At 68.3% G+C, this 21590-nt stretch carries 20 protein-coding genes; 8 read left to right on the top strand and 12 right to left on the bottom strand.

The annotated features are described in order from the left end of the window. Both CGUA_RS11830 and CGUA_RS11825 read left to right on the top strand, forming a co-directional pair. On the top strand, positions 1-1143 hold the full coding sequence (locus tag CGUA_RS11830; protein ID WP_290195911.1) for a glutamate--cysteine ligase: 1143 nt from the start codon (positions 1-3) through the stop codon (positions 1141-1143). Continuing rightward, positions 1140-1715, top strand: coding sequence for an alpha/beta fold hydrolase (locus tag CGUA_RS11825; protein WP_290195909.1), 576 nt, complete (start codon positions 1140-1142; stop codon positions 1713-1715). Before CGUA_RS11830 ends, CGUA_RS11825 begins: the two co-directional genes overlap by 4 nt. Here CGUA_RS11825 and CGUA_RS11820 read toward each other — a convergent pair. From CGUA_RS11820 to CGUA_RS11790, 7 genes are all read right to left on the bottom strand, one after another. Beyond that, entirely contained in the window at positions 1712-2092 is a 381-nt protein-coding gene (locus CGUA_RS11820; RefSeq protein ID WP_290195907.1) for a monovalent cation/H(+) antiporter subunit G, read from the bottom strand. The genes CGUA_RS11825 and CGUA_RS11820 overlap by 4 nt on opposite strands. Beyond that, entirely contained in the window at positions 2093-2368 is a 276-nt protein-coding gene (locus CGUA_RS11815) for a monovalent cation/H+ antiporter complex subunit F (protein ID WP_290195905.1), read from the bottom strand. It lies immediately after the preceding gene. Further along, positions 2368-2880, bottom strand: a complete 513-nt coding sequence (locus CGUA_RS11810; protein WP_290195904.1) for a Na+/H+ antiporter subunit E — start codon at positions 2878-2880, stop codon at positions 2368-2370. The genes CGUA_RS11815 and CGUA_RS11810 overlap by 1 nt, the downstream gene beginning before the upstream one ends. After that, positions 2880-4622 carry a Na+/H+ antiporter subunit D gene (locus CGUA_RS11805; protein WP_290195902.1) on the bottom strand — a complete coding sequence of 581 codons (1743 nt, stop codon included), beginning with the start codon at positions 4620-4622 and terminating at the stop codon, positions 2880-2882. The genes CGUA_RS11810 and CGUA_RS11805 overlap by 1 nt, the downstream gene beginning before the upstream one ends. Beyond that, positions 4615-5106 (bottom strand): Na(+)/H(+) antiporter subunit C, encoded by a 492-nt coding sequence (locus tag CGUA_RS11800; RefSeq protein ID WP_290195900.1) that lies wholly within the window; start codon positions 5104-5106, stop codon positions 4615-4617. The genes CGUA_RS11805 and CGUA_RS11800 overlap by 8 nt, the downstream gene beginning before the upstream one ends. 2 nt (positions 5107-5108) lie before the next feature. Continuing rightward, the gene (locus CGUA_RS11795; protein ID WP_290195897.1) at positions 5109-8129 is read right to left on the bottom strand and encodes a Na+/H+ antiporter subunit A; all 3021 of its coding nucleotides are present in this window, start codon (positions 8127-8129) and stop codon (positions 5109-5111) included. 252 nt (positions 8130-8381) lie between these two features. After that, positions 8382-9713, bottom strand: coding sequence for a dipeptidase (locus tag CGUA_RS11790; RefSeq protein ID WP_290195895.1), 1332 nt, complete (start codon positions 9711-9713; stop codon positions 8382-8384). Positions 9714-9940: 227 nt separating this feature from the next. Between CGUA_RS11790 and groL the strand changes: the two genes are divergently transcribed. The 6 genes from groL to CGUA_RS11760 all read left to right on the top strand — a co-directional run bounded on the left by groL (position 9941) and on the right by CGUA_RS11760 (position 15105). Continuing rightward, positions 9941-11578 carry a chaperonin GroEL gene (gene groL / locus CGUA_RS11785; RefSeq protein WP_290195894.1) on the top strand — a complete coding sequence of 546 codons (1638 nt, stop codon included), beginning with the start codon at positions 9941-9943 and terminating at the stop codon, positions 11576-11578. A gap of 496 nt (positions 11579-12074) precedes the next feature. Beyond that, complete coding sequence (locus tag CGUA_RS11780) at positions 12075-12317, top strand: PorH family porin (protein ID WP_290195892.1); 243 nt, start codon at positions 12075-12077, stop codon at positions 12315-12317. Between the two features lie 138 nt (positions 12318-12455). After that, positions 12456-12578, top strand: coding sequence for a porin (locus CGUA_RS11775; protein WP_290195890.1), 123 nt, complete (start codon positions 12456-12458; stop codon positions 12576-12578). 137 nt (positions 12579-12715) lie between these two features. Next, entirely contained in the window at positions 12716-13615 is a 900-nt protein-coding gene (gene ppk2 / locus CGUA_RS11770; protein ID WP_290195888.1) for a polyphosphate kinase 2, read from the top strand. 7 nt (positions 13616-13622) lie between these two features. Beyond that, positions 13623-14363 carry an enoyl-CoA hydratase-related protein gene (locus CGUA_RS11765; protein ID WP_290195886.1) on the top strand — a complete coding sequence of 247 codons (741 nt, stop codon included), beginning with the start codon at positions 13623-13625 and terminating at the stop codon, positions 14361-14363. A 94-nt stretch (positions 14364-14457) separates the two neighbouring features. Next, positions 14458-15105 (top strand): LppP/LprE family lipoprotein, encoded by a 648-nt coding sequence (locus tag CGUA_RS11760; protein WP_290195884.1) that lies wholly within the window; start codon positions 14458-14460, stop codon positions 15103-15105. Here the strand turns inward: CGUA_RS11760 and CGUA_RS11755 are convergent. The 5 genes from CGUA_RS11755 to CGUA_RS11735 all read right to left on the bottom strand — a co-directional run bounded on the left by CGUA_RS11755 (position 15102) and on the right by CGUA_RS11735 (position 21523). Next, the gene (locus CGUA_RS11755; RefSeq protein ID WP_290195882.1) at positions 15102-16028 is read right to left on the bottom strand and encodes a sulfite exporter TauE/SafE family protein; all 927 of its coding nucleotides are present in this window, start codon (positions 16026-16028) and stop codon (positions 15102-15104) included. The genes CGUA_RS11760 and CGUA_RS11755 overlap by 4 nt on opposite strands. A gap of 82 nt (positions 16029-16110) precedes the next feature. Further along, the gene (locus CGUA_RS11750) at positions 16111-20004 is read right to left on the bottom strand and encodes a Pls/PosA family non-ribosomal peptide synthetase (protein WP_290195880.1); all 3894 of its coding nucleotides are present in this window, start codon (positions 20002-20004) and stop codon (positions 16111-16113) included. After that, positions 20005-20493 (bottom strand): MarR family winged helix-turn-helix transcriptional regulator, encoded by a 489-nt coding sequence (locus CGUA_RS11745; protein WP_290195878.1) that lies wholly within the window; start codon positions 20491-20493, stop codon positions 20005-20007. It lies immediately after the preceding gene. A 61-nt stretch (positions 20494-20554) separates the two neighbouring features. Next, on the bottom strand, positions 20555-20872 hold the full coding sequence (locus CGUA_RS11740) for a rhodanese-like domain-containing protein (RefSeq protein ID WP_290195876.1): 318 nt from the start codon (positions 20870-20872) through the stop codon (positions 20555-20557). Between the two features lie 174 nt (positions 20873-21046). Continuing rightward, entirely contained in the window at positions 21047-21523 is a 477-nt protein-coding gene (locus CGUA_RS11735; RefSeq protein ID WP_290195875.1) for an inorganic diphosphatase, read from the bottom strand. Positions 21524-21590: the final 67 nt, after the last annotated feature.

The following is a 21590-nucleotide window of genomic DNA, read 5'->3' as shown; positions in this document are numbered from 1 at the left end:
ATGAACAATGCCGCACCGCACATCGAGTTCAACCGATCTCCCGCTCCGACCATCGGCGTCGAGTGGGAGGTCGGTCTTGTCGATCCCGAGAGCCGAGACCTCGTGCCGAAGGCCGTCGAGCTGATCGACCTGGTCGCGCCGAGGCATCCCGAGCTGCACTTCGAGCGCGAGTTCCTGCAGAACACCGTGGAGCTGGTCACCGGGGTGCACACCAGCGTGCCGGACGCCGTCCACGAGCTCGAACGTGGCGTGGAGGCGCTGCGCGAGGGGGCGCAGGAGCTGGGGGTGAAGCTGTGGGCGTCGGGAAGCCATCCCTTCTCGGACTGGCGGGAGCAGCCGGTCAGCCCGAAGATGACCTACGCGGAGATCATCAACCGCACGAAGTACTGGGGCTCGCAGATGCTGATCTGGGGCGTCCACGTCCACGTCGGCATCAGCCACGAGGATCGCGTGTGGCCGATCATCAACGCGCTGATGACGAAGTACCCGCACATGCTGGCCCTGAGCGCCTGCTCCCCGGCGTGGGAGGGCGTGGACACCGGGTACGCGTCCAACCGCACGATGCTCTACCAGCAGCTGCCCACGGCGGGTCTGCCGTACCAGTTCGGGTCCTGGCGCGAGTGGGAGCAGTTCCAGCACGACCAGGCCACCAGCGGCGTCACCAGCCACACCGGGTCGATGCACTTCGACATCCGCCCGGCGGCGAAATGGGGAACCATCGAGGTCCGGGTGGCCGACGCGACGAGCAACCTGCGCGAGCTCTCCGCGGTCGTGGCCCTGACGCACTGCCTGGTCGTCCACTACGACCGCATGATCGACCGCGGTGAGCAGCTGCCGACCCTGCAGCCGTGGCACGTCGCGGAAAACAAGTGGCGCGCCGCCCGATACGGCATGGAGGCGCTGGTCGTCACCAGCCGCGACACCGAGGAGCGGTGGGTCACCCAGGAACTCAGCGAGCTCGTCGATGTCCTCAGCCCCCTCGCCGAGGAGCTCGGCTGCCTGGCGGAGCTGAAGCTCATCGACGAGATCGTCGAGCGCGGCGCCGGCTACACCCGGCAGCGCCGCGTGCACACCCTGACCGGGGACTGGAAGCAGGTCGTCGACGCGACCTGCGCCGAGATGGTGGAGATGCGCCCCCTGTGAGAAACCTCCTCCTGCTTCCCGACGCCGGCCGCCAGCCGGACAGCCTGACCGGGCTGGTCAACGCGCTGCCGGGCGAGATCACCCCCTGGTTGGTCAACCTCACCGGGCAGAGCCTCGACGGGCAGCTGCGCACGGTGGAGTCCATGCTGGACAAACACGAGCTGCGCGACGTCGACGTCATCGCGTTCGGCACGGGCGCGGCCGTGGCCGTTCGCCTGGCGGCGCGCCAGCCGCACCGGATCGGCAGGCTGGTGCTCGTCTCGCCGCTGCTGCACGCCGACGAGAAACGGGTCGCGGCGGCCCGCCGGGCGCTGAAGGTGCTGCCGGGGTTCCTGCTGCGGCGACGGGGCGTCGACAAGCAGGAGGCGTTGGCGCGGCTCGAGGAGGACCCGGCCGCGGAGCTGGCGGGGGTCCGGGCGCCGACGCTGGTGCTTGCCGACGCCGCCACGCGCGGCCAGGCCGAGCGGACCCTGGCCGGGCTCAGCGACGGGGAGCTCCGCGACATCGGGGACGCGACGGGCCCGTGGTGGGAGAATGATCCGTCGCGCCTGGTGGCGGAGCTGAACCGCTAATGCCGGCGCATGCTGCGATCGGCGGGGGAGTCGTTGCGCGACATGTACTCGCTGGGGCCGTAGAGGCCCTCGCGCCGGGAGACGCGGCCGAGGCGCTGCGCGGTGACCGGGCTGGTCATCAGCGCGAAGGTGATGAGCAGGACGATCATGCCCACGTCGCCGCGCTCGGCGACGGAGAAATCCTCGTCGGCGACGATGTGGATGATGGTGCCGGTCATGAGCATGAGGATGCCGGTCGTCTGCGGCTTGGTGATCGCGTGGACCTTCGCCATCGTGCCCTTGAAGCGGATGACGCCCACGGCGGCGGTGAGAACGAAGAACGCGCCCGGCAGGATGAGCAGCAGGGACACGATGTCGGCTATCAGTGACCAGGTCATTTAGGCACCGTCCCTCTTGCGGAAGCGGGCCACGGCGATCGATGAGATGAAACCGAGCAGCGCGACCACGAGCATCGCGCTGGTGACCGTAGTGTCCAGGGTCCAGCAGATGTAGATGGCCAGCGCGCACTGCAGCGAGGCGGTGAAACCGTCCAGGCCGATCATGCGGTCCAGCGAGTTGGGGCCGACCGCGATGCGGTAGACCTGCAGGATGAATCCCAGCGCCAGGAAGACCGCGGCGACCAGGAGGAATCCGTTGTAGATGTTGTCGGGCATCACTTGCCTCCTTCGAAGATGTCGATCATGCGGCGTTCCAGGGTCAGGACATTGTCGATCTCGCGTTTGATGTCGCTCTCGTCGTCCGCGTCGAGGACGTGGATGGTCCACAGGCGGTTGGCGATGTCGATGTCGGAGACCGAGCCGCCGGGCTGCAGGTTGTACGCGGCGGTGGCGAAGGCGAGGACGAGGTCGTTGGACACGCGCATCGGCACGGTGAGGATGGCCGTCTTGGGGGGCTCCTGCGGGCGGATGGCCAGCCAGCCGACCTTGACCGAGGCGACCGCAAGGTCACGCAGCCAGATGAGGCCGAACAGGAGCAGCCTGCCCCAGCTGATCCGGATGCCCTTGGTCGGCGTCGCCGGCAGCGGGAGGGCGAGCATGACGATCAGCGCGACGGCGGCGCCACCGAAGGTGTTCGCCCAGGAGATCTCGCCCATGAGGAGCGTCCACATGAGGATGATCCACACGAAGAACGGAAAGTGGAATCGGTTCCGGAAACCCTGCAGCATTACTCGGCCTCCACTTCTGGGGTGTCGGAGATGACCGGTTCGGGCTGGGGCAGCGGCTGGTCGCGCTGCTCGAGGGAGTCGGCGCCGTCGTCCAGCCGGAGCTGGTTGGGGGTGCGTCCCGGGTTGGACCAGTCGGTGCCGAGCACGGCCGTGCGGTAGATCGAGTTGTCCTGCGCGGACTCGGCGGCGCGGTCGGTGATGCCGGAGATCGGGCCGGCGAAGAAGGTGATTGAGGTGCTCATCAGGACCAGCGTCGCGGTGGAGGCGACCATGCCGAAGGGCATCTTCCCGACCTCCTCGCGCTCGGTGTAGTGGACGACGTCGGTGACGTCGGCCAGCGGCGCCGGCCGGGCCTTGACCAGTTCCCCTTCCGGGGCGTCCTTGCGGTCGCGCCAGAAGGCCTTCGACCAGACCAGGACCATGACGTAGAGGGTCAGCAGGGAGGTCGCGACGGCGCCGCCGACGACGACCCAGGCCAGCCAGCCGCCGCGGTTGGCGGCGCCCTCGAGCAGGATGATCTTGCCGATGAATCCGGAGAAGGGCGGAATGCCGCCGAGGTTGATCGCCGGGAGGAAGTAGAGCACCGCGATGATCGGCGCGGTGTACATCAGCGAACCCAGACGGCGCAGGCTGGTGGTGCCGGCCTGGCGCTCGATGAGTCCGACGACCAGGAAGAGCGCGGTCTGCACGAGGATGTGGTGCACGGCGTAGAAGATCGCGCCGGACAGGCCCTGGGCGGTGCCCAGGCCGATGCCGAAGATCATGTAGCCGATGTGGCTGACCAGCGTGAAGGACAGCAGACGTTTGATGTCGTTCTGCGCCATCGCGCCGAGGATGCCGACGATCATCGTCGCCAGCCCGACCCAGAGAAAGAGGTCGTCGAAGCCGCCGTCGGTGAAGACGGTGGCGCGCATGCGGATGATCGAGTACACGCCGACCTTGGTCAGCAGGCCCGCAAAGATCGCGGTGACCAGGGAGGGGGCGGTGGGGTAGGAGTCCGGCAGCCAGGCGTCCAGCGGGACGACCGCGGCCTTGATGCCGAAGGCGACCAGCAGGGTGCCGAAGATCGCGGCGCGGGTGCCGTCCGGGATCTCCTCCATGCGGATGGAGATCTGCGCCATGTTCACGGTGCCCACGGCGGCGTAGACCATGGCCAGGGCGAAGAGGAAGACCATCGAGGAGACCATCGAGACCATCACGTAGCTGATGCCCGCGCGCACTCGCGCCGGCGAGGCGCCGAGCGTGAGCAGCACGTAGGAGGCGACGAGGAAGATCTCGAAGCCGACGTAGAGGTTGAAGAGGTCGCCCGCCAGGAAGGACAGGTTCACGCCCATGGTCAGGAGCATGTAGCTGGGCAGGAACACCGCGACGGGCTCGTCCTTGCCGCCGTCGCGGATACCCTGTGCGATGGCGAACCACATGACGCAGAACAGCACGATGGAGGAAACGAAGAGCATGACCGTCGACAGGCGGTCGACGACCAGGGTGATGCCGATCGGGGCGTCCCAGCCGCCGATCTGCACGGTCTGGATGCCCTCCAGGTCGGTGACGACGATCATGAGGAAAGCCAGCACCGACAGGGCGGCCAGCGTCGTCAGGGCGACGGCACGCTGGGCGTGCGGCTTGCGGCTGAGCAGCAGCGACACCGCCGCGGCCAGGGCGGGCAGAAGAATCGGCAGCGGAATCAGGTAGGGCATGTAGTCGATCAGGAAATCGACCAGCGGACGGAAGAACTCACTCATCGTGCGCACCCCTCACCGGCTCCTCGAAGGACTTGGGGCCGAAGGAGTCGCCCTCGCTCGTGTGGCGGCCCGTCTCCGGGTCGTCGGAGGCGTCATGGTCCGGGGCCGCGGCGGCGGTGGCCGGGCGGGCGGCGATGGCCGCATCCTCCACGTCGTCCTCGATGACGTCGGCGGTGCGGTAGCGGTACTGGCGGTAGATCAGGGCGAGGATGAACGCGGTCATCGCCATGGATATGACGATCGCGGTGAGGATCATCGCCTGGGCCAGCGGGTCGGCGACGTTCTCGCCGTGGATCTCGCTGTCGCGGCCCATGATCGGCGGGGAACCCCACCCGCCGCCGGCCTGCAGGATGAGCAGGTTGGCGCCGTTGCCGATGAGCAGGATGCCCATCAGCAGGCGGGTCAGGACGCGGTCCAGGACCAGGTACACACCGGCGGCGATCAGCGTCCCGGAGGCGAGCAGCAGAAGCAGATTGGCTTCCATGTCTAGTTGTCCTCCTCTGCGGTGGTGTCGGTGGTCAGGATCGGGCTGCCGCGTGGCGTGGTCGGCAGCGGGCCTTCCCGGCTGGCCGAGCGGGCTGCCTGGCGTTGCGCCTGCCGACGCCGGTGCTCGGCCGCGCGCTGCATGGACCGGGCACGGTCCCGGGCGCGCTGCTTGCGCATCTCCTCCTCCAGGTCGAGCTGGGCGCCCATGGAGTCGAGGATGTGCTTGATGAGCCCGACGACGATGACGTAGACGCCGGCGTCGAAAAGCAGGGCGCTGGGCACGTGCATGTCGCCGATGAGCGGCAGGGTGAGGTCCCAGATATGGCTGGTGATCGGCGGCTGGCCGAGGAACATCGGCCAGATGGCGCCGGCCAGGGCCAGGAGCAGGCCGGTGCCGAGGATCTTGCCGGCGTCGATGGGCAGGGCCTCCTCCAGCTCGGCGCGGCCGCCCGCGAGGTAGCGCAGCGTGAACGCCAGTCCCGCGACCAGGCCGCCGGCGAAGCCGCCGCCGGGGGAATTGTGGCCAGCGAAGAAGAAGTACAGGGAGAGCACGATCATCGACGGGAAGAGGATGCGGGTGGTGACGTCGACCAGCAGCGAACGGTTCTGGGCGCGCTCGCTCTCGACGCCGGAGGCCAGCCAGCGGCGCCCCTGCACCTTCAGGGTGGGGCGCCGGGAACCGCGGCTGAAGGAGCGGGTGCGGTAGATCAGGGAGGCGACGCCGGTGGCGGCGACGACCAGGACGGAGATTTCGCCGAAGGTGTCCCAGGCGCGGATATCGACGAGGATGACGTTGACGGCGTTGGCGCCGTGGCCGATCTCGTAGGCCAGATCCGGGATGAGCGCGGACGCCGGCTCGGTGATTCGCGCGTTCATGGCGAACATGGCGACAACCGTGACGGCCAGGCCCGTGGCGATCGCCAGCCAGGCGCGCAGGCGCTGGTACTTGGTGGTCTGCGCCTGGTCGATCTCCGTCGGCATCTTGCGCAGGACCAGCATGAACAGGACCATGACGATGGTTTCCACCAGCAGCTGGGTCAGCGCCAGATCCGGGGCGCCGTGGCTGGCGAAGATGAAGGCGATGGAGAAACCGGTGACGCCGACGAGGATGACCGCGGAGAGCCGGTTGCTCACCAGCGTCACGGCGACGGCGGCGACGATGATGATCGCCGACGCCAGCCCCTGCCACGGGTTGTCCCAGAGGATGACGCGCACGTCGGTGCGCTCGCCGGTGATGAGGGCGATGCCCGGCAGCAGGATGAGCACCATGAAGATGACGGCCAGGTTGACGCTCAGCGAACCGCGCTGGGTCGACGCCGTCAGGCGCAGGGAAAGGTTGCGGAAGAAGTTGAGGACCGCGTCGTAGGCGTGGTCCGCCGAGCCGAGGGCCGGCTTCTCGAACTGCGCCTGGGCCAGGACACCACGCTGCCAGAACAGCACCGCGCCCAGCGCCACGATGACGGCGGTCAGCAGCAGCGGGACGGTGAAGCCGTGCCACAGCGCCAGATGGGCCGCCTCGTCGGCCGGGGTGGCCTTGTCCACGTTGGCGACGTGTGCGCCGATGGCGACGTCCATGGGCTTCGGCCACAGGCCGAACAGGACGGTCAGCGCCGACAGGACGGCCGGGGCCAGCCACAGGGTCGGGCCGATCTTCTCCATCTCCTCGACGGCCACGGAGGTGCCGCCGCCGCTCGGGTGGTCGGCCGGTTTGGTGGCGAACGCCCCGTGCAGGAAGTACAGGGCGTACGTCATCGTGAGGACCGAACCGACGACGAGGCCGACCATCATCAGCTGGCGCGGCATGCCGACGAGCAGATCCTCCTCCAGCACGGCCGTGAGCGCGGATTCCTTGGCGATGAAGCCCCAGAGCGGGGGGATGCCCGCCATCGACAACGCCGAGATCCAGCCCAGCGCCGCGATGAGCGGTTCGCGCCGCCCCAGGCCGGAGAGCTCGCGGACGTCACGGGTGCCGGTGGCGTGGTCGATGGCGCCGACGATCATGAACAGCGCGGCCTTGAACAGGGTGTGGCTGAAGGTCAGCGCGAGCCCGGCCTGCATCGCCTCCCGGGAGCCGATCGCGGTGACCGCCATGATGAAGCCGAGCTGGGAGACCGTGCCGTAGGCCAGGATGAGCTTGAGATCCTTGTGCTTCAGGGCCATCCAGCCGCCGAGCAGCATGGTGAACAGGCCCATGGAGATGACGGTGAGGTGCCAGCCGTCGATCACCCGGAAATCCGGGGCCAGGCGGGCGACGAGGTAGATGCCGGCCTTGACCATGGCCGCGGAGTGCAGGTAGGCGGAGACCGGCGTCGGCGCGGCCATCGCGCCCGGCAGCCAGAAGTGGGCCGGGGCGATGGCGGACTTGGACAGGGCGCCGGCCAGGATGAGCAGCACCGCGGCGAGGATGTACGGGGTCTCGGCGAGATCGTTGAACTTGGGGATCTGGGACAGGTGCCAGACGCCGGTCTGGCGGCCCAGGAGGATGATGCCGACCAGCATCGACAGGCCACCGAGGGTGGTGACCATGAGGGCCTGTCCGGCGGCGCGGCGTGAGGAGGCACGCTCGCCGTAGTAGCCGACCAGCATGAACGACAGCACCGAGGTGATCTCCCAGAACACGTACATCAGCAGGAAGGAGTCGCTGATGACCAGGCCGTACATCGCGGCCGCGAAGGAGACCATCTCGCCGCCGAACTTGGCCAGGCGGGGCGGGTTCGAGTCGAAGTAGCCCCAGCAGTAGAGCAGGACCAGCGCGCCGGCGCCCAGGATGATCAGGCTGAACAGCGCGGCCAGGCTGTCCAGCCGGAGATGGATGTTCAGGTGCGCGCTCGGCACCCATTCGGCGTGGAACCACAGGGCTCCGCCGTCCTCGAATGTCCCGTTGATGAAGAGGCTGAGAACCCACGCGAATCCGGCTGCCGGAACAATCGCCAGGACGGCGAAAGCGATTCTTCCGATGAGCCGGATCAGCAGTGGTGCGACAGCCGCTGCAAGGATGAGCGCGATGAGTAAGACCAGCACGTATCCCTAGCTCCCCTCTTGAGTATTTCCGTCAGCACTGACCCGTGGCAACAGGTGCGTTCGCCTACCCCATACGTCGACGCCACACGAGCGTGCGCCACCGGGGATCGCGTTCAGTGTCTGATCCCGTGAAACACCCAAGATTGGAGGCGGCGTCAAAATGGCGCGGCCAACTGCGGGCCAGTCTAGCGATCAAACCTAAGTATGGCTAAGTGAACGTGATCTGTGGGGGTCCGGGAGAAAAGCTGGGCGTTATTTGCCGAAACGCTGGAGGAACATGGCCTCCGCGGCCGCGACGTGCTCGATTTCGCCGGGATCGACGGACTCGTTGGGGGAGTGGATGGTGCACTGCGGCTCCTCGACGCCGAAGATGACGATCTCGGCCTGCGGGACGGCCTTCTTCAGCGTGGCGGTCAGCGGGATGGAGCCGCCGGAGCCGACCAGCGCCAGCTCCCCGGCGCCGTAGGCGTCCTTGAGGCATTCGCCCAGCAGCCGGGCGCCGGGGGCGGTGACGTCGGTGGAGAAGGTCGGGTTGACGTCGTCGACGGTGACCGTGACCCGCGCGTTCCACGGCGTGTGCCTCTCGACGTGCGCGACCACCTTCGCCGCGGTCTCGTGGGGGTCCATGCCGTCCGGGACACGCAGGTTGAGCCGCGCGCTGGCGGTGGCCGGGACGGCGTTGACGGCCTCCTCGACCGGGGTGGAGGAGAAGCCGGTGACCGTGACGGAGGGGCGGGCCCAGACCTGGTCGGCGGGGGTCTGCGAGTAGATGTCGACGCCGTCCAGGACCGCGGCGTCCTGGCGGAAGGTCTCCGGGTCGTAGGGCAGGCCGGCCCAGACTCCGGTGGCGTCGACGCCGTCGATGGCGGTGAGGCCGTTGTCGTCGTAGAGGGAGTTGAGCGTGCGCATCAGTGCGGCGACGGCGTCCGGGGCGGCGCCGCCGAAGAGACCGGAGTGGACCGGGTTCTTCAGCGTGTCGACGGTGACGGTGATCTGGGCGCCGCCGCGGAGGCTGGCGGTCAGGGTCGGGACGCCGACGGCGGCGTTGCCGGAGTCGGCGATGAGGATCATGTCGGCCTGGAACAGGTCGGGGCGGGTCTCGATGAGGTTGTCCAGGCCGACGCCGCCGTTCTCCTCGGAACCCTCGATGAGGACGGTGAGGTTGACGTCCGTGCCGCCGTGGGCCTCGAGGGCGCGCAGTGCGGCCAGGTGCATGGCGACGTTGCCCTTGCAGTCGGCGGCGCCGCGGCCGTACCAGCGGCCGTCGCGTTCGGTGAGGGTGAAGGGATCGGAGAGCCACTGGCCGAGCGGCCCGGCCGGGACGACGTCGTAGTGGGAGTAGAGCAGGGCGGTCGGGGCGTCCGCGGCGCCGGCCCGGCGGCCGAGGACGGTGCGCGAGCCGTCGACGGTGTCGAACACCTCGGTGCTCAGGCCGTGCCCGCGCAGGGCGGCGGCGACCCACTCGGCGGCGGCGTGCGAGGCGTCGGCAAGCTCCGCGCGGCCGTGCACGGAATTGAAGGAGACCAGTTCCTTCAGGTCGGTGAAGATGCGCTCGCGGTCGGTCACTGTGATCTGAGAAGTCATGTGCCTCAGGGTACGTGAGCGGACCCGTCGGTCACGGCCCATCGCCTTGCACTCGGGGGGTTGGAGTGCTAAAACGGATTTAGCACTCGAACTGATTGAGTGCCAGAAATCTTGATCACCGAGTGGGTGAGGCTGTCCACACTCGTCAGCCGTGCCGTCGCGGGCGCCTACTTGGAGGCAGACGTGAGTGTCGTCAACGAATCTATCAAACGAGGAGAACACACCACATGGCTAAACTCATTGCCTTCGATGAGGAAGCACGCCGCGGTCTTGAGAAGGGTCTGAACACCCTCGCCGACGCGGTCAAGGTCACCCTGGGCCCGAAGGGCCGCAACGTCGTCCTGGAGAAGTCCTGGGGCGCCCCGACCATCACCAATGACGGCGTCACCATCGCCAAGGAGATCGAGCTCGAGGATCCCTACGAGAAGATCGGCGCCGAGCTGGTCAAGGAAGTCGCCAAGAAGACTGACGACGTAGCCGGCGACGGCACCACCACCGCCACCGTGCTGGCCCAGGCGCTCGTCTCCGAGGGTCTGCGCAACGTCGCGGCCGGCTCCAACCCGATGGGCATCAAGCGCGGCATCGAGGCTGCGGTCAAGAAGGTCAACGAGGAAGTCCTGGCGTCCGCCAAGGAGGTCGAGACCGAGGAGCAGATCGCCCAGACCGCCGGCATCTCCGCCGCGGATCCGGAGATCGGCAAGCAGATCGCCAAGGCGATGTACGCCGTCGGCAACGGCTCCGTGAACAAGGACTCCGTCATCACCGTCGAGGAGTCCAACACCTTTGGCGTGGAGCTCGAGGTCACCGAGGGCATGCGCTTCGACAAGGGTTACATCTCCGGCTACTTCGCCACCGACGCGGAGCGTCAGGAGGCCGTCCTCGAGGATCCGTACATCCTCCTGGTCTCCGCCAAGATCTCCAACGTCAAGGACCTGCTGCCGGTCCTGGAGCAGGTCATGCAGTCCGGCAAGCCGCTGCTGATCATCGCCGAGGACGTCGAGGGCGAGGCCCTGTCTACCCTGGTCGTCAACAAGATCCGCGGCACCTTCAAGTCCGTCGCCGTCAAGGCCCCGGGCTTCGGTGACCGCCGCAAGGCCCAGCTGCAGGACATGGCCATCCTCACCGGTGGCCAGGTCATCGACGAGGAGGTCGGCCTCTCCCTGGAGACCGCCGACCTGTCCCTCCTGGGCCAGGCGCGCAAGGTCGTCATCACCAAGGACGACACCACCATCGTCGAGGGCGCCGGCTCCTCGGAGCAGATCGAGGGCCGCGTCAAGCAGATCCGCGCCGAGATCGACAACTCCGATTCCGAGTACGACCGCGAGAAGCTGCAGGAGCGCCTGGCCAAGCTGGCCGGCGGCGTGGCCGTCATCAAGGTCGGCGCAGCCACCGAGGTCGAGCTCAAGGAGCGCAAGATGCGCATCGAGGACGCCGTCCGCAACGCCAAGGCTGCGGTCGAGGAGGGCATCGTCGCCGGCGGCGGCGTGTCCCTGCTGCAGGCGGCCAAGGTCCTCGACGACAACCTCGGCCTGACCGGCGATGAGGCCACCGGCGTCAAGATCGTCCGTCAGTCCCTGGCCGCTCCGCTGAAGCAGATCGCCTACAACGCCGGCCTGGAGCCGGGCGTCGTGGCCGACAAGGTCGCCAACCTCCCGGTCGGCGAGGGCCTGAACGCCGCCACCGGCGAGTACGTCGACATGATGAAGGCCGGCATCAACGACCCGGCAAAGGTCACCCGTTCCGCACTGCAGAACGCCGCCTCCATCGCCGCTCTGTTCCTGACCACTGAGGCTGTCGTCGCCGACAAGCCGCAGCCGGCGGGCGCAGGCGCCGGCATGGACGACATGCAGGGCATGGGCATGTAGTTGAGCCCCCTCCCGGGCTCGCCCTGGGAGGCTTATCGACGCCAGACGGCCCCGCCGCACCCTCCCGGTGCGGCGGGGCCGTCGCGTCTTTCCGGGCCTGGCCCGGCGACGGGGCGAGGCCTCTTTCGCAGATGACCACCTGAAGAAAGGCTGTATTTGACCCCATTCGGGGGTGCTGTGAGAAAGCTGGGTGGGTATGGGTTTGTCCTACGTCGCGCGACGCCGGAAATGTGTTACGTCGATCGGAACTTTTTGTGGAACTATTCTGTGCTGGAATATCAAAAGGCCAGTTCAGGGGTGTGGGGGTGGTTCGGGCCCCGCCCTTTTGGGCTGGTCCGGGAAGTCCCGAAAATTGTTTAAATCGAAGTAAATTCTCCGTCTCTGCGGTTGACGCGTGACCGGTTTGTGACATGATTATTCCTGTGACGCCCTTCAGGGTGTCAGCAAAACTGGAAACCTTCCGCCAGCCCTGCTGGCCCCTATCAAGGAGAATTTCATGGATCTCACCGTTTACGTTGACCTGCTGGACGATTTCGCTACCTTCGCTGGCGCCATCAAGGACTTCCTGACCCTGCCGGTCGAGCTGCTGCAGAACCTGTTCAACCTCGAGGCTGACGTCGAGTTCGAGACCACCTCCTCCGCTCTGGACGCTTTCTCCTCCACCGACGCTGAGAACGGTGCCGAGGCCGGCGCCGAGGCCAGCACCTCCAGCCTCTCCTCCGTCGAGGCTGACTCCTAAGTAGTTCCCGCCGCCCCCTGGGGATCGGCACCCGGCGGCCCGTCCGGATTGGCGGAGGGGCCACCGAAAACCTTTCACAAAACACATTCGTGGGAGCGTCCCCACTGAACGCCCCACCTCTTCCATAAGGAGAAAAACATGGAGTTCCTGGACAACCTGCAGACCCTGTCTTCCACCGGCATCATCGAGTGGCTCTTCGACAACCTTGAGGTTGCCGGCGACTGGGCCGACGCCGCCGTCGACCTGGCTGGTCTGCTCTAAGACAAGCTGACTTGAAGCCCCGCACTCCGGTGCGGGGCTTCCTGCATTTTCCGGCCCGGTTCCGGCGGGTGAATTCCGGTAGCAGGTTCCCGGAACTAACCGCACCTAATCCGAAGCCCGACGCTAGACTCGAACGCATGGCTGACCACAATGACGACGACCTGCCGCTGATCGACCTAGCCGCCACAGAGGGCTACACCGTCGACGATTCCGATGAGGACGATCCGGTACTCCTCAATGCGGACGGCACGCCGATTGAGACGTGGCGCGAGGATTACCCCTATGACGAGCGGATGACCCGCAAGGAGTACGAGCACGTCAAGCGTCAGCTGCAGATCGAGCTGCTGAAGTGGCAGAACTGGACCAAGGAGACCGGCCAGCGCCACATCATCCTCTTCGAGGGGCGTGACGCCGCCGGCAAGGGCGGCACGATCAAACGCTTCAACGAGCACCTCAACCCGCGCGGCGCCCGTACCATCGCGTTGGAGAAGCCGACCTCGAAAGAGGCCACCCAGTGGTACTTCCAGCGCTACATCGCCCACTTCCCCTCGGCCGGTGAGATCATCTTCTTCGACCGTTCCTGGTACAACCGCTCCGGCGTCGAGCGCGTCATGGGCTTCTGTACGGAGTCCCAGCACGCCGAGTTCCTCCGGGAGGTGCCGATGCTGGAGAACATGATTCTCGGTTCCGGTATCTCGCTGACCAAGTTCTGGTTCTCGGTGAGCCAGAAGGAGCAGCGCACGCGCTTCGCCATCCGGCAGGTGGATCCGGTGCGTCAGTGGAAGCTCTCGCCGATGGACCTGGCTTCCCTGGACAAGTGGGAGGACTACACCCGGGCCAAGGAGGAACAGTTCCGGTACACGGACACCGACGAGTCCCCGTGGGTGACCATCCGCTCGAACGACAAGAAGCGCGCCCGCATCAACGCCATGCGTTACGTGCTCAGCAAGTTCGAGTACACCAACAAGGACCACGACGTCGTCGGCCGGCCGGATCCGCTGATCGTCCAGCGCGGCCGCGACCAGATCGGCGATTAGGTCCACCGTGACCGAGGAACAGCTCGTCCTCAGCCGCCGCCTCGATGAGGGCCGGGTCAGCCTGCTCACCCTCAACCGCGACGCCAAGCGCAACGCCCTGAGCGTGGAACTGTGCCGGGCCGTCGAGGAAGCGCTGCGCGATTGCCTCGACAGCGGCGCCCGCGCGGTCGTCCTCACCGCCGCCGGCAGCGTCTTCAGCGCCGGTGCGGACCTGGCGGAGAAGGATTTCGCCGGTGAGCTCTACCCGGCGCTCGAGCATCTCATGACTGCGATCCGTCGGCACCCCACGGTCGTGATCGCCGCCGTCGACGGGCCCGCGATCGGTGCCGGCGCGATGCTCGCGATGGCCTGCGACGTCCGCGTCGTCGGTCCCGACGCCAGTTTCCGCATCCCGGTGACGGACATGGCCATCGGCGTCGACGAGGACACCGTCACCGCCCTGAACAGCCTGGTCGGCGGTTCCCGTGCCCGGGCCATGCTGCTGCTGGGCACGGAGCTGGACGCCGAGGCCGCGCTCGACTCGGGCTTCGCCATGTTCCCGGGCGACGCCGGCGCCGCACTTGACCTCGCCCGGCAGGCGGCGCGGAAGGCGCCCCTGACGGTGGCCCAGCTCAAGATGGAGTTCGCCGGAAGCTTCAGCGCCACCGAGCGTGCCGACGCCCGCGCCGCCGCCTGGAACTCCGAGGATTTCCGGGAGGTGGGGCTGGCGCGCGTCGAGAAGCGGCCTCCCCATTTCCACGGTCGCTGAGGAAAACAGGCACACGTGTGCGTGTTCGTGGGGGCTTCCCAGGGTTTTTCTCCGGGCGTAGGATCGTAGGCCCACCCCTCCCGAGGAGGAGAAGATGCGAAGCGCGCTGGTCTCCGTTGCCCTGGCCTCAGCTGCCCTGACGGCCGCGTGCGGAAGTGGTGGCCCGCCCGCCCCGCCGGGGGAGATGGATGCGGCGGTGGTGACCACGACGACCGTGGCGCAGCCTCCGCAGCCTCAGCAGCCCCGGCCGGGGTGCGCGAGCAAGGGGGTCGGGGACAGCGATTTCGCACCGATCCTCGATCGGGGCGCGGTGCAGCTCGGCGAGCTTGGCGCGCACAACTGGGAGGTGACGCCGCGGGAGGATTCCTACTTCCACTTTCAGCTGAAGGAGGACGGTTACGACGCCTGCCGGACGCTGAGCTACGTGGTCCTGGAGGGATCCAACGGGGATGCCGCCGGCGGCAACGGCATCGGGGCGTCCCTCGCCCAGGCGGTCGTCTTCTTCCATCATGGCGACATGATCACGGTTCCCGCGCCCTTCGAGATGAGGACGGTCGAAGAGGTCGGCAGGACCGGCGATTCCTCGGTCCGGGTGCTTTACGGCCACGCGGGTGGGGCGAGCGCCCAGGGGGTGACCGAGCGCTACCGGATGAACTTCTTCTGGGAGGACGGGCTCGGTCTCAGCGGTTCGGGGGAGCTGCCGGAGGGCGTCGACGGGCACGCCCGGCTGTACCTGGGCTAGGCGGGGGCCTTCTCGACGCCGGGGGCAGGCTTAGCGTCGGCCGCCAGCGCCGCCCGGTTGCGGCGGGCCCGGTAGGTGCCCACGCCGGCGGCGAGGACGCCGGCGACGAGCACCACGGCGTTGATCGCCGTGGTCCAGGGTTCGCCGACTCCGAGGGCGTCGAGAAGCTTGGGAAGGTTGAGCAGCACCAGCAGCGTGCCCACGGCGCCGCCCAGCAGCGAAGAATTCAGGCGACTGACCGCCCACGCGGCGATCGGCGCCCCGAGGACACCGCCGATGAGCAGCGCCACCGCGGCAGCGAGGTTGGCGGTCAGCTCCTCCCACAGGCCGAAGACGAAGCCGATGACCGCGGCGACGGTGACGAGGAACTCGGCGGTGTTGACGGTGCCGACGACGCGACGCGGTTCGAGGCGCTCGCTGGCCAGCAGCGCCGAGGTCGTCACCGGACCCCAGCCCGCGCCGCCCGAGGCGGAGATGAAGCCGCCGACGAGGCCCAGACCGCTGAGGACCGGCTTGTTCAGAGGGCGCTCGGCCTGCGAGCGCTGGACCCTGCCCCGCGAAAACCGCAGCAGCAGGAAGATGCCGATGCCGGCGAGAATCGCCGCGGTCAGGGGACGGGCGGCGTCCAGCGAGATATTCGACAGCAGCGTCGCCCCGGCGAAGGACCCGATCGCGCCGGGGACGCCGAGGAGGACGACGACCTTCCAGTTGACGTTGCCGAAACGCCAGTGCGCGAACCCGGAGACCACCGTCGTGCCCAGCTGGGCCGTGTTGACCACCGCCGAGGCCGTCGCCGGGGCCATGGCGGCCACTGTCGTGAGGATGGTCATGGAGGTGGCGCCGAAGCCCATCCCCAGGCCGCCGTCAACGAGCTGCGCGGCAAAACCGGCGACGGCGATGAGAATCAGGGTCTGGGTGGACATGGGCACTCCGGGGCAGGCGACGGTGGAACTGGTCACCCTACCCTGGAGTCGGGGTCCGGAGACAGAGCGTGGTCTGCCGTCCTTAACCGAGTACGGGCTCGATCGGGTTGCCCTGCCACCGGGTGTTGGCCGGGACCTGGTCGCCACGCATGACCAGTGAGCCCGGGCCCACGGTGGCGCCGGCGCCGAGCACGGCCGCCGGCAGCGCCACGGAGTGGGCGCCGAGGGTGCCGCCGTCGGAGACGGTGACGTAGTCCAGGCTCATGACGCGGTCCTGGAACAGGTGGGTCTGGACGACGGTGCCCGGGCCGATGCTCGCGCCGCGGCCGATGACGCACAGGTCGGTCTCCGGGAACCAGTAGGACTCGATCCACGCGCCGTGGCCGATTGTCGCGCCGAGCGCGCGCAGCGAGACGTTGAGCTCGCCCGTGCCGAAGGCGTTGTTGAAGAACCACGGTGCGGCGACGGATTCGACGAAGGCGTCCTGCAGCTCGTTGAGCCAGACGAACCAGGAGTACAGCGGATGATCCCCCGGCCTGTGCTTGCCGACGCACACCCACTTCGCCACCACCGTGACCGCCACGGCGATGAGGCCGGCGGCCATGAGCGTCACGCCCGAGGCCAGCCACATGACGGCCAGGCCGAAGTCGGTGAGCAGCCACAGCAGCGTGACGACGACGCCGGCGAGGATCATCGCGGAGGTCATCGGGGCCAGCAGGCGCATCGTCTCGATGAAGGCGCGGGCGATCTTCACGCGGGTGCCCGGCGCGTAGGTCAGGGCCTCGCCGCCGTCGGCGGTGACCTCCACGCGGCGCATTCGTTCCGGCGGGGAGCCCCACCAGTTGGCGCCGGCCTTGGCCTTCTTCGGGGTGGAGGACTGCACCGCGACCAGTGAATTCTTCGCCAGTTTGCGGCCCGGAGAGGTGATGCCGGAGTTGCCGACGAAGGACCGCTTGCCGATCTTCGTCTCGCCCGTGAGCATCCAGCCGCCGCCGAGCTCGTAGCCGCCGACGAGCGTGTCGTCGGCCAGGAATGCGCCGTCCTTGATCTCGGTGAGCGCGGGGATGCCCACTGCGGTGGAGATCTCCACGTCCTTGCCGATCGTCGCGCCCAGCGAGCGGAACCACAGCGGGGTCAGCTGGCCGGCGTAGAGCGGGAAGAGGTAGGTGCGGGCGTCGTCCATGAGACGGCCGGTGGTCCACAGGCGCCAGCCCTGCGCGGAGCGCACCGGGAACACGCCCGGCTTCAGGCCGATGGAGAGCAGCCGGACGCCGAGCCAGGTCGCGACCATGAAGAACGCGAAGGCGACGAGGCCGCCGAGCGGGGCGAAGAGGATGGCGCCCACGGCCGGGTGACCCTCGGTGGCCTGGAGCAGGCCGACGACGGTGAGCACGCCGAGCGCGATGGCCACCAGCGGCTGCACCGCCAGGCCGACCGAGGTCAGGCCGTACACGCCGACCCACAGCGGGCGACGCGGCGGGTGCGCGTCCGGGAAGCGATGCTTGGACCGGCCGACCTTGGCGGCGGGGGAGCCGGCCCAACGCGCGCCCTTCTTCACCGGCTTGTCGCCGGTGACCGTCGACCCCGCCTCGACGTGGGCGTCCTGGCCGATGACGGAACCCGGCATCAGCGTCGAGCGCGCGCCGATGCGGGCCTCCTCACCGATGACGATCGTGCCCACCCGCAGGACGTCGCCGTCCAGCCAGTAGCCGCTGAGGTCGACCTCCGGCTCGATGGCGGCATGGTCGCCGATGGTCAGCAGACCGGTCACCGGAGGCAGGGTGTGCAGGTCGACGCCCTTGCCGACGCCCACTCCCAGCAGGCGCGCATAGTTGTTGACCCAGGTGGAGCCGCCGATGGAGCGCGATCCGGAGGCGTCGGCCCAGCGTTCGGCCGCCCAGATGCGCAGGTGCGTCCAGCCGCCGCGGGCGTACTCGCCGGGCGTGACGCCGGCGGTGAGCAGGCGGGCGCCGAGAGCGCCGATCGGGATACGGCCGACCGGGGTGGCGAAGGCGAGGAGCATGGCCAGGACGATCCACCACGGAGTGTGGACCGCCCCGTCGATTCCCGCGACCTTGGCCACGTTGGAGATCAGCAGCGCCCAGGCCACGAAGTGGGAGCCCTGCAGCGTCATCGCCAGGATCTGGAAGAAGAACTGGGCGAGACGGGTGCCGGCGCCGACCGGGCGCACGTCGCGCTCCGGGATCGGCTCACTGGTGGCCAGGTCCACACCGGACTCGGCGGCGATCTCCGCGACGCGCTCGGCCAGGGAACCCAGGCGAGGGTGGTCGTAGAGGTCGCGGACCGCCATCGTCGGCACGCGGTCGCGGATCTGGCCGACCAGGGTGGCCGCGGCCAGGGAGGAGCCGCCCAGGGAGAAGAAGTCGTCGTCCGCGGACTCCACGGAGGTGCCCAGGGCGTCGACCCACAGCTCGGCGAGCCAGTGCTCGGTCGGGGTGAGTCCGGCGCCGACGCCGGTGTCCGGCAGCGGCCACGGCAGGGCCTTCTTGTCGACCTTGCCGGAGGTGCGGATCGGCAGCTCCTCCATCACGTGGATTCGGGGAACCAGGGCGGCGGGCATGGTCTCCGCCAGCCGCTCATGGGCGGCGAGCTGGTCAAAGCCGAGGCCGACGTCGTCGAGGGAGACGTAGCCGACCAGCACCTTCTCACCCGCGCCGGTCTGCTGCACCGCCACGGCCGAGTTGTAGACGTTGTCGAGGGCGGCGACATTGGCCTCGACCTCGCCGAGCTCGATGCGCCGGCCGCCGATCTTGACCTGGTCGTCGACGCGGCCGATGAAGTAGAGGGCGTCGCGCTCGAGACGGACGTGGTCGCCGGATCGGTAGGCGCGCTCCCAGCCCAGGGATTCCATGGGCGCGTACTTCTCCGCGTCCTTCTCCGGGTCGAGGTAGCGCGCCAGGCCGACCCCGCCGATGACCAGCTCACCGACCTCGCCCTCGGCGACGGGGCGGTTGTGCTCGTCGACGACGACGAGATCCCAGCCGGCCAGCGCGGTGCCGATGCCGACGGGCTGGCCCGGGTGGAGCTGCTGGGCGGAGGCGACGACGGTCGCCTCGGTCGGGCCGTAGGTGTTCCACATTTCGCGGTCCTCGGTCGCCAGGCGTTCGACCAGCTCCTGAGAGCAGGCCTCGCCGCCGACGATGAGGAGACGGACGTGGTCCAGGGCCTCGGCCGGCCACAGCCCGGCCAGGGTCGGGACGGTGGAGACGACGGTGATGTCGCGGCGGATGAGCCACGGGCCCAGGTCCATTCCGGAGCGCACCAGGGAGCGTGGGGCCGGCACCAGGCAGGCGCCGTGGCCCCAGGCCAGCCACATTTCCTCACAGGAGGCGTCGAAGGCGACGGACAGGCCGGCCAGGACGCGATCCTCCGGGCCGAGGGGGCCGCCGGGGGAGTCGACGAGGAAGAGCTGCGCTTCGGCGTCGACGAACGCGGCCGCCGAACGGTTGGACACCGCCACACCCTTGGGCTTGCCGGTGGAACCGGAGGTGAAGATGATCCAGGCGTCATCGTCCAGGCGCGGGCGCTCGACGACGCGCTGACCGTCGTCCTCCCGGTGGGTGAGCATGCGGAAACCGTCGTCGGTGAAGACGCCGTTGATCCCGGCCTCGGAGAAGACCAGCTCCGCACGCTCGTCCGGGTCGTCGGCGTCGACCGGCACGTAGGCGGCGCCGGCGGCGATGACCGCCAGGATCGCGACGTAGAGCTCCTGGTGGCCCGAGGTCATGCGGATGCCGACCCGGTCGCCGCGGCGCAGGCCGTTGGCGTGCAGCTCCTCGGCCCAGCCGTGGACCGCGTCCATGAGTTCGGCGTAGGTGAGGACGTCCTCGCCGTCGTCGATGGCGGCGGCCTCCGGGTAGGTGGCGGCGGTGGTCGCCAGGACGTCATAAAGAGTGCGAGGCACCGTTGCTTCGGGTCCTCGCAAGTAGTTCGTATACAGGGGGTCCAGTGCCATTTAGTGAGCGGCCTCCGCGTCCGTGCCGTCCTCGCCGACTTCTTCAGCGGCGAGGATCGTGCTGGCCAGCTTACGCAGGTGCTTGAGCTGCTTGTTGGTGGAGACGTCGAGCGCGCGCTCCTCCGCCTCGTGGATGAGCTGGGCCAGCTCGGACTGGGCCTTGGTGCCCTTCTTGGTGGCGGCGACGATCTGGCGGCGACGGTCGCGGGGATCGCGCTCGCGCTTGACCCAGCCGTTCTTCTCCAGCACGTCGATGAGCCGGACCATGTCGGAGGCGTCGATGGCCAGCGCCTCGGAGAGGGCGGACTGGGAGGCGGCGTCGGCGTCGGCGAGGCAGGTCAGGACCCAGTACTCGCGCTGGGTGGTGTTCCGGGTCGCCAGCGCGGCCTCGACCTCGTCGCGGGTGCGACGACGGAGGCGTTCAAGCTGGAACGACGGGGACTCCAGGAGGGCAGTCGGAATCGTGTTGGGGATCGGAGTCGATGGCATAGCCAGTGATGGTACGGCTCCGACCGTTAGCGGTTCAAATCATGGGATTTGGCCAACTAATTTATTTGCGGGGAAGATCCTGCTCAACCCAATCAATCGTGCCGCCCAGCACATTGAACACGTGCTCGGATTCCGCGCCCTGCGCCTGCTCCAGGTACTGGCAGACCCGCTCGGAGCGGCCGCCGGAACGGCAGATGACGTAGAGGTCCTCGGCGGTGTCGATCTCGTGGAGACGGTCGGCGAACTGGCTCATCGGGACGTTCTTCGTGCCCAGGGCGTGGACCTCGGCGTACTCCTCGGGTTCACGGACGTCAATGAACTGCGCGTCGGGGTTGGCGGCCAGGATGTCCTGCATCTGCTTCGTGGTGATGTTCTGCATGGGCACCAGTGTGGCAGATCCCCGCCGCGCCTGTCTCGAAAGGCCTCGCCCCGAGCGTGCCCGTCCTCATCGGAACAAACGGGAACGAACGGAGGACGCCCCCGGACGCCGGTCCGGGAAACACGAAGCGCCGGTCCCGCACAGCTGTGCGGGACCGGCGTCGGGAAGCAGGCTCTACTTCTGGAAGCGCTCGACGGAGTCGGCGAAGATCTTCTCGGCCTCCTCGCGGGAGCCCCAGCCGGTGCCGGAGACCTCCTTGCCCTTCTCCAGGTCCTTGTAGTGGACGAAGAAGTGCTCGATCTCGTCGCGCAGGAACTCGGAGACGTCCTCGAGCTCCTTGATGTGGGCGTAGCGCGGATCGTCGAGCACGGTGATCAGCTTGTCGTCGCCGCCGGCCTCGTCGGTCATCTTGAAGACGCCGACGATGCGGGTCTCGACGATGGTGCCCGGGAAGACGGACTCCGGGAGGATGACCAGGGCGTCCATCGGATCGCCGTCCTCACCCAGGGTGTCCTCGATGAAGCCGTAGTCGGCCGGGTAGCCCATCGGGGTGAAGAGGTAGCGATCCAGCTTGATCTTGCCGGACTCGTGGTCGAACTCGTACTTGTTGCGGGAGCCCTTCTGGACTTCGACGGTGACTTCAAGCGCCATGGTGGACGTACGTCTCCTTATGTGATGAGGCAATAACGCCCCCCATCGTAGCCCGTGGCCCGCCCGG

Origin of the sequence: Corynebacterium guangdongense (assembly GCF_030408915.1) — a bacterium.
GTDB classification, from domain to species: domain Bacteria; phylum Actinomycetota; class Actinomycetes; order Mycobacteriales; family Mycobacteriaceae; genus Corynebacterium; species Corynebacterium guangdongense.
Note: the sequence above shows the minus strand (reverse complement) of the source record. Positions and strands in the feature narration are given on the sequence as shown.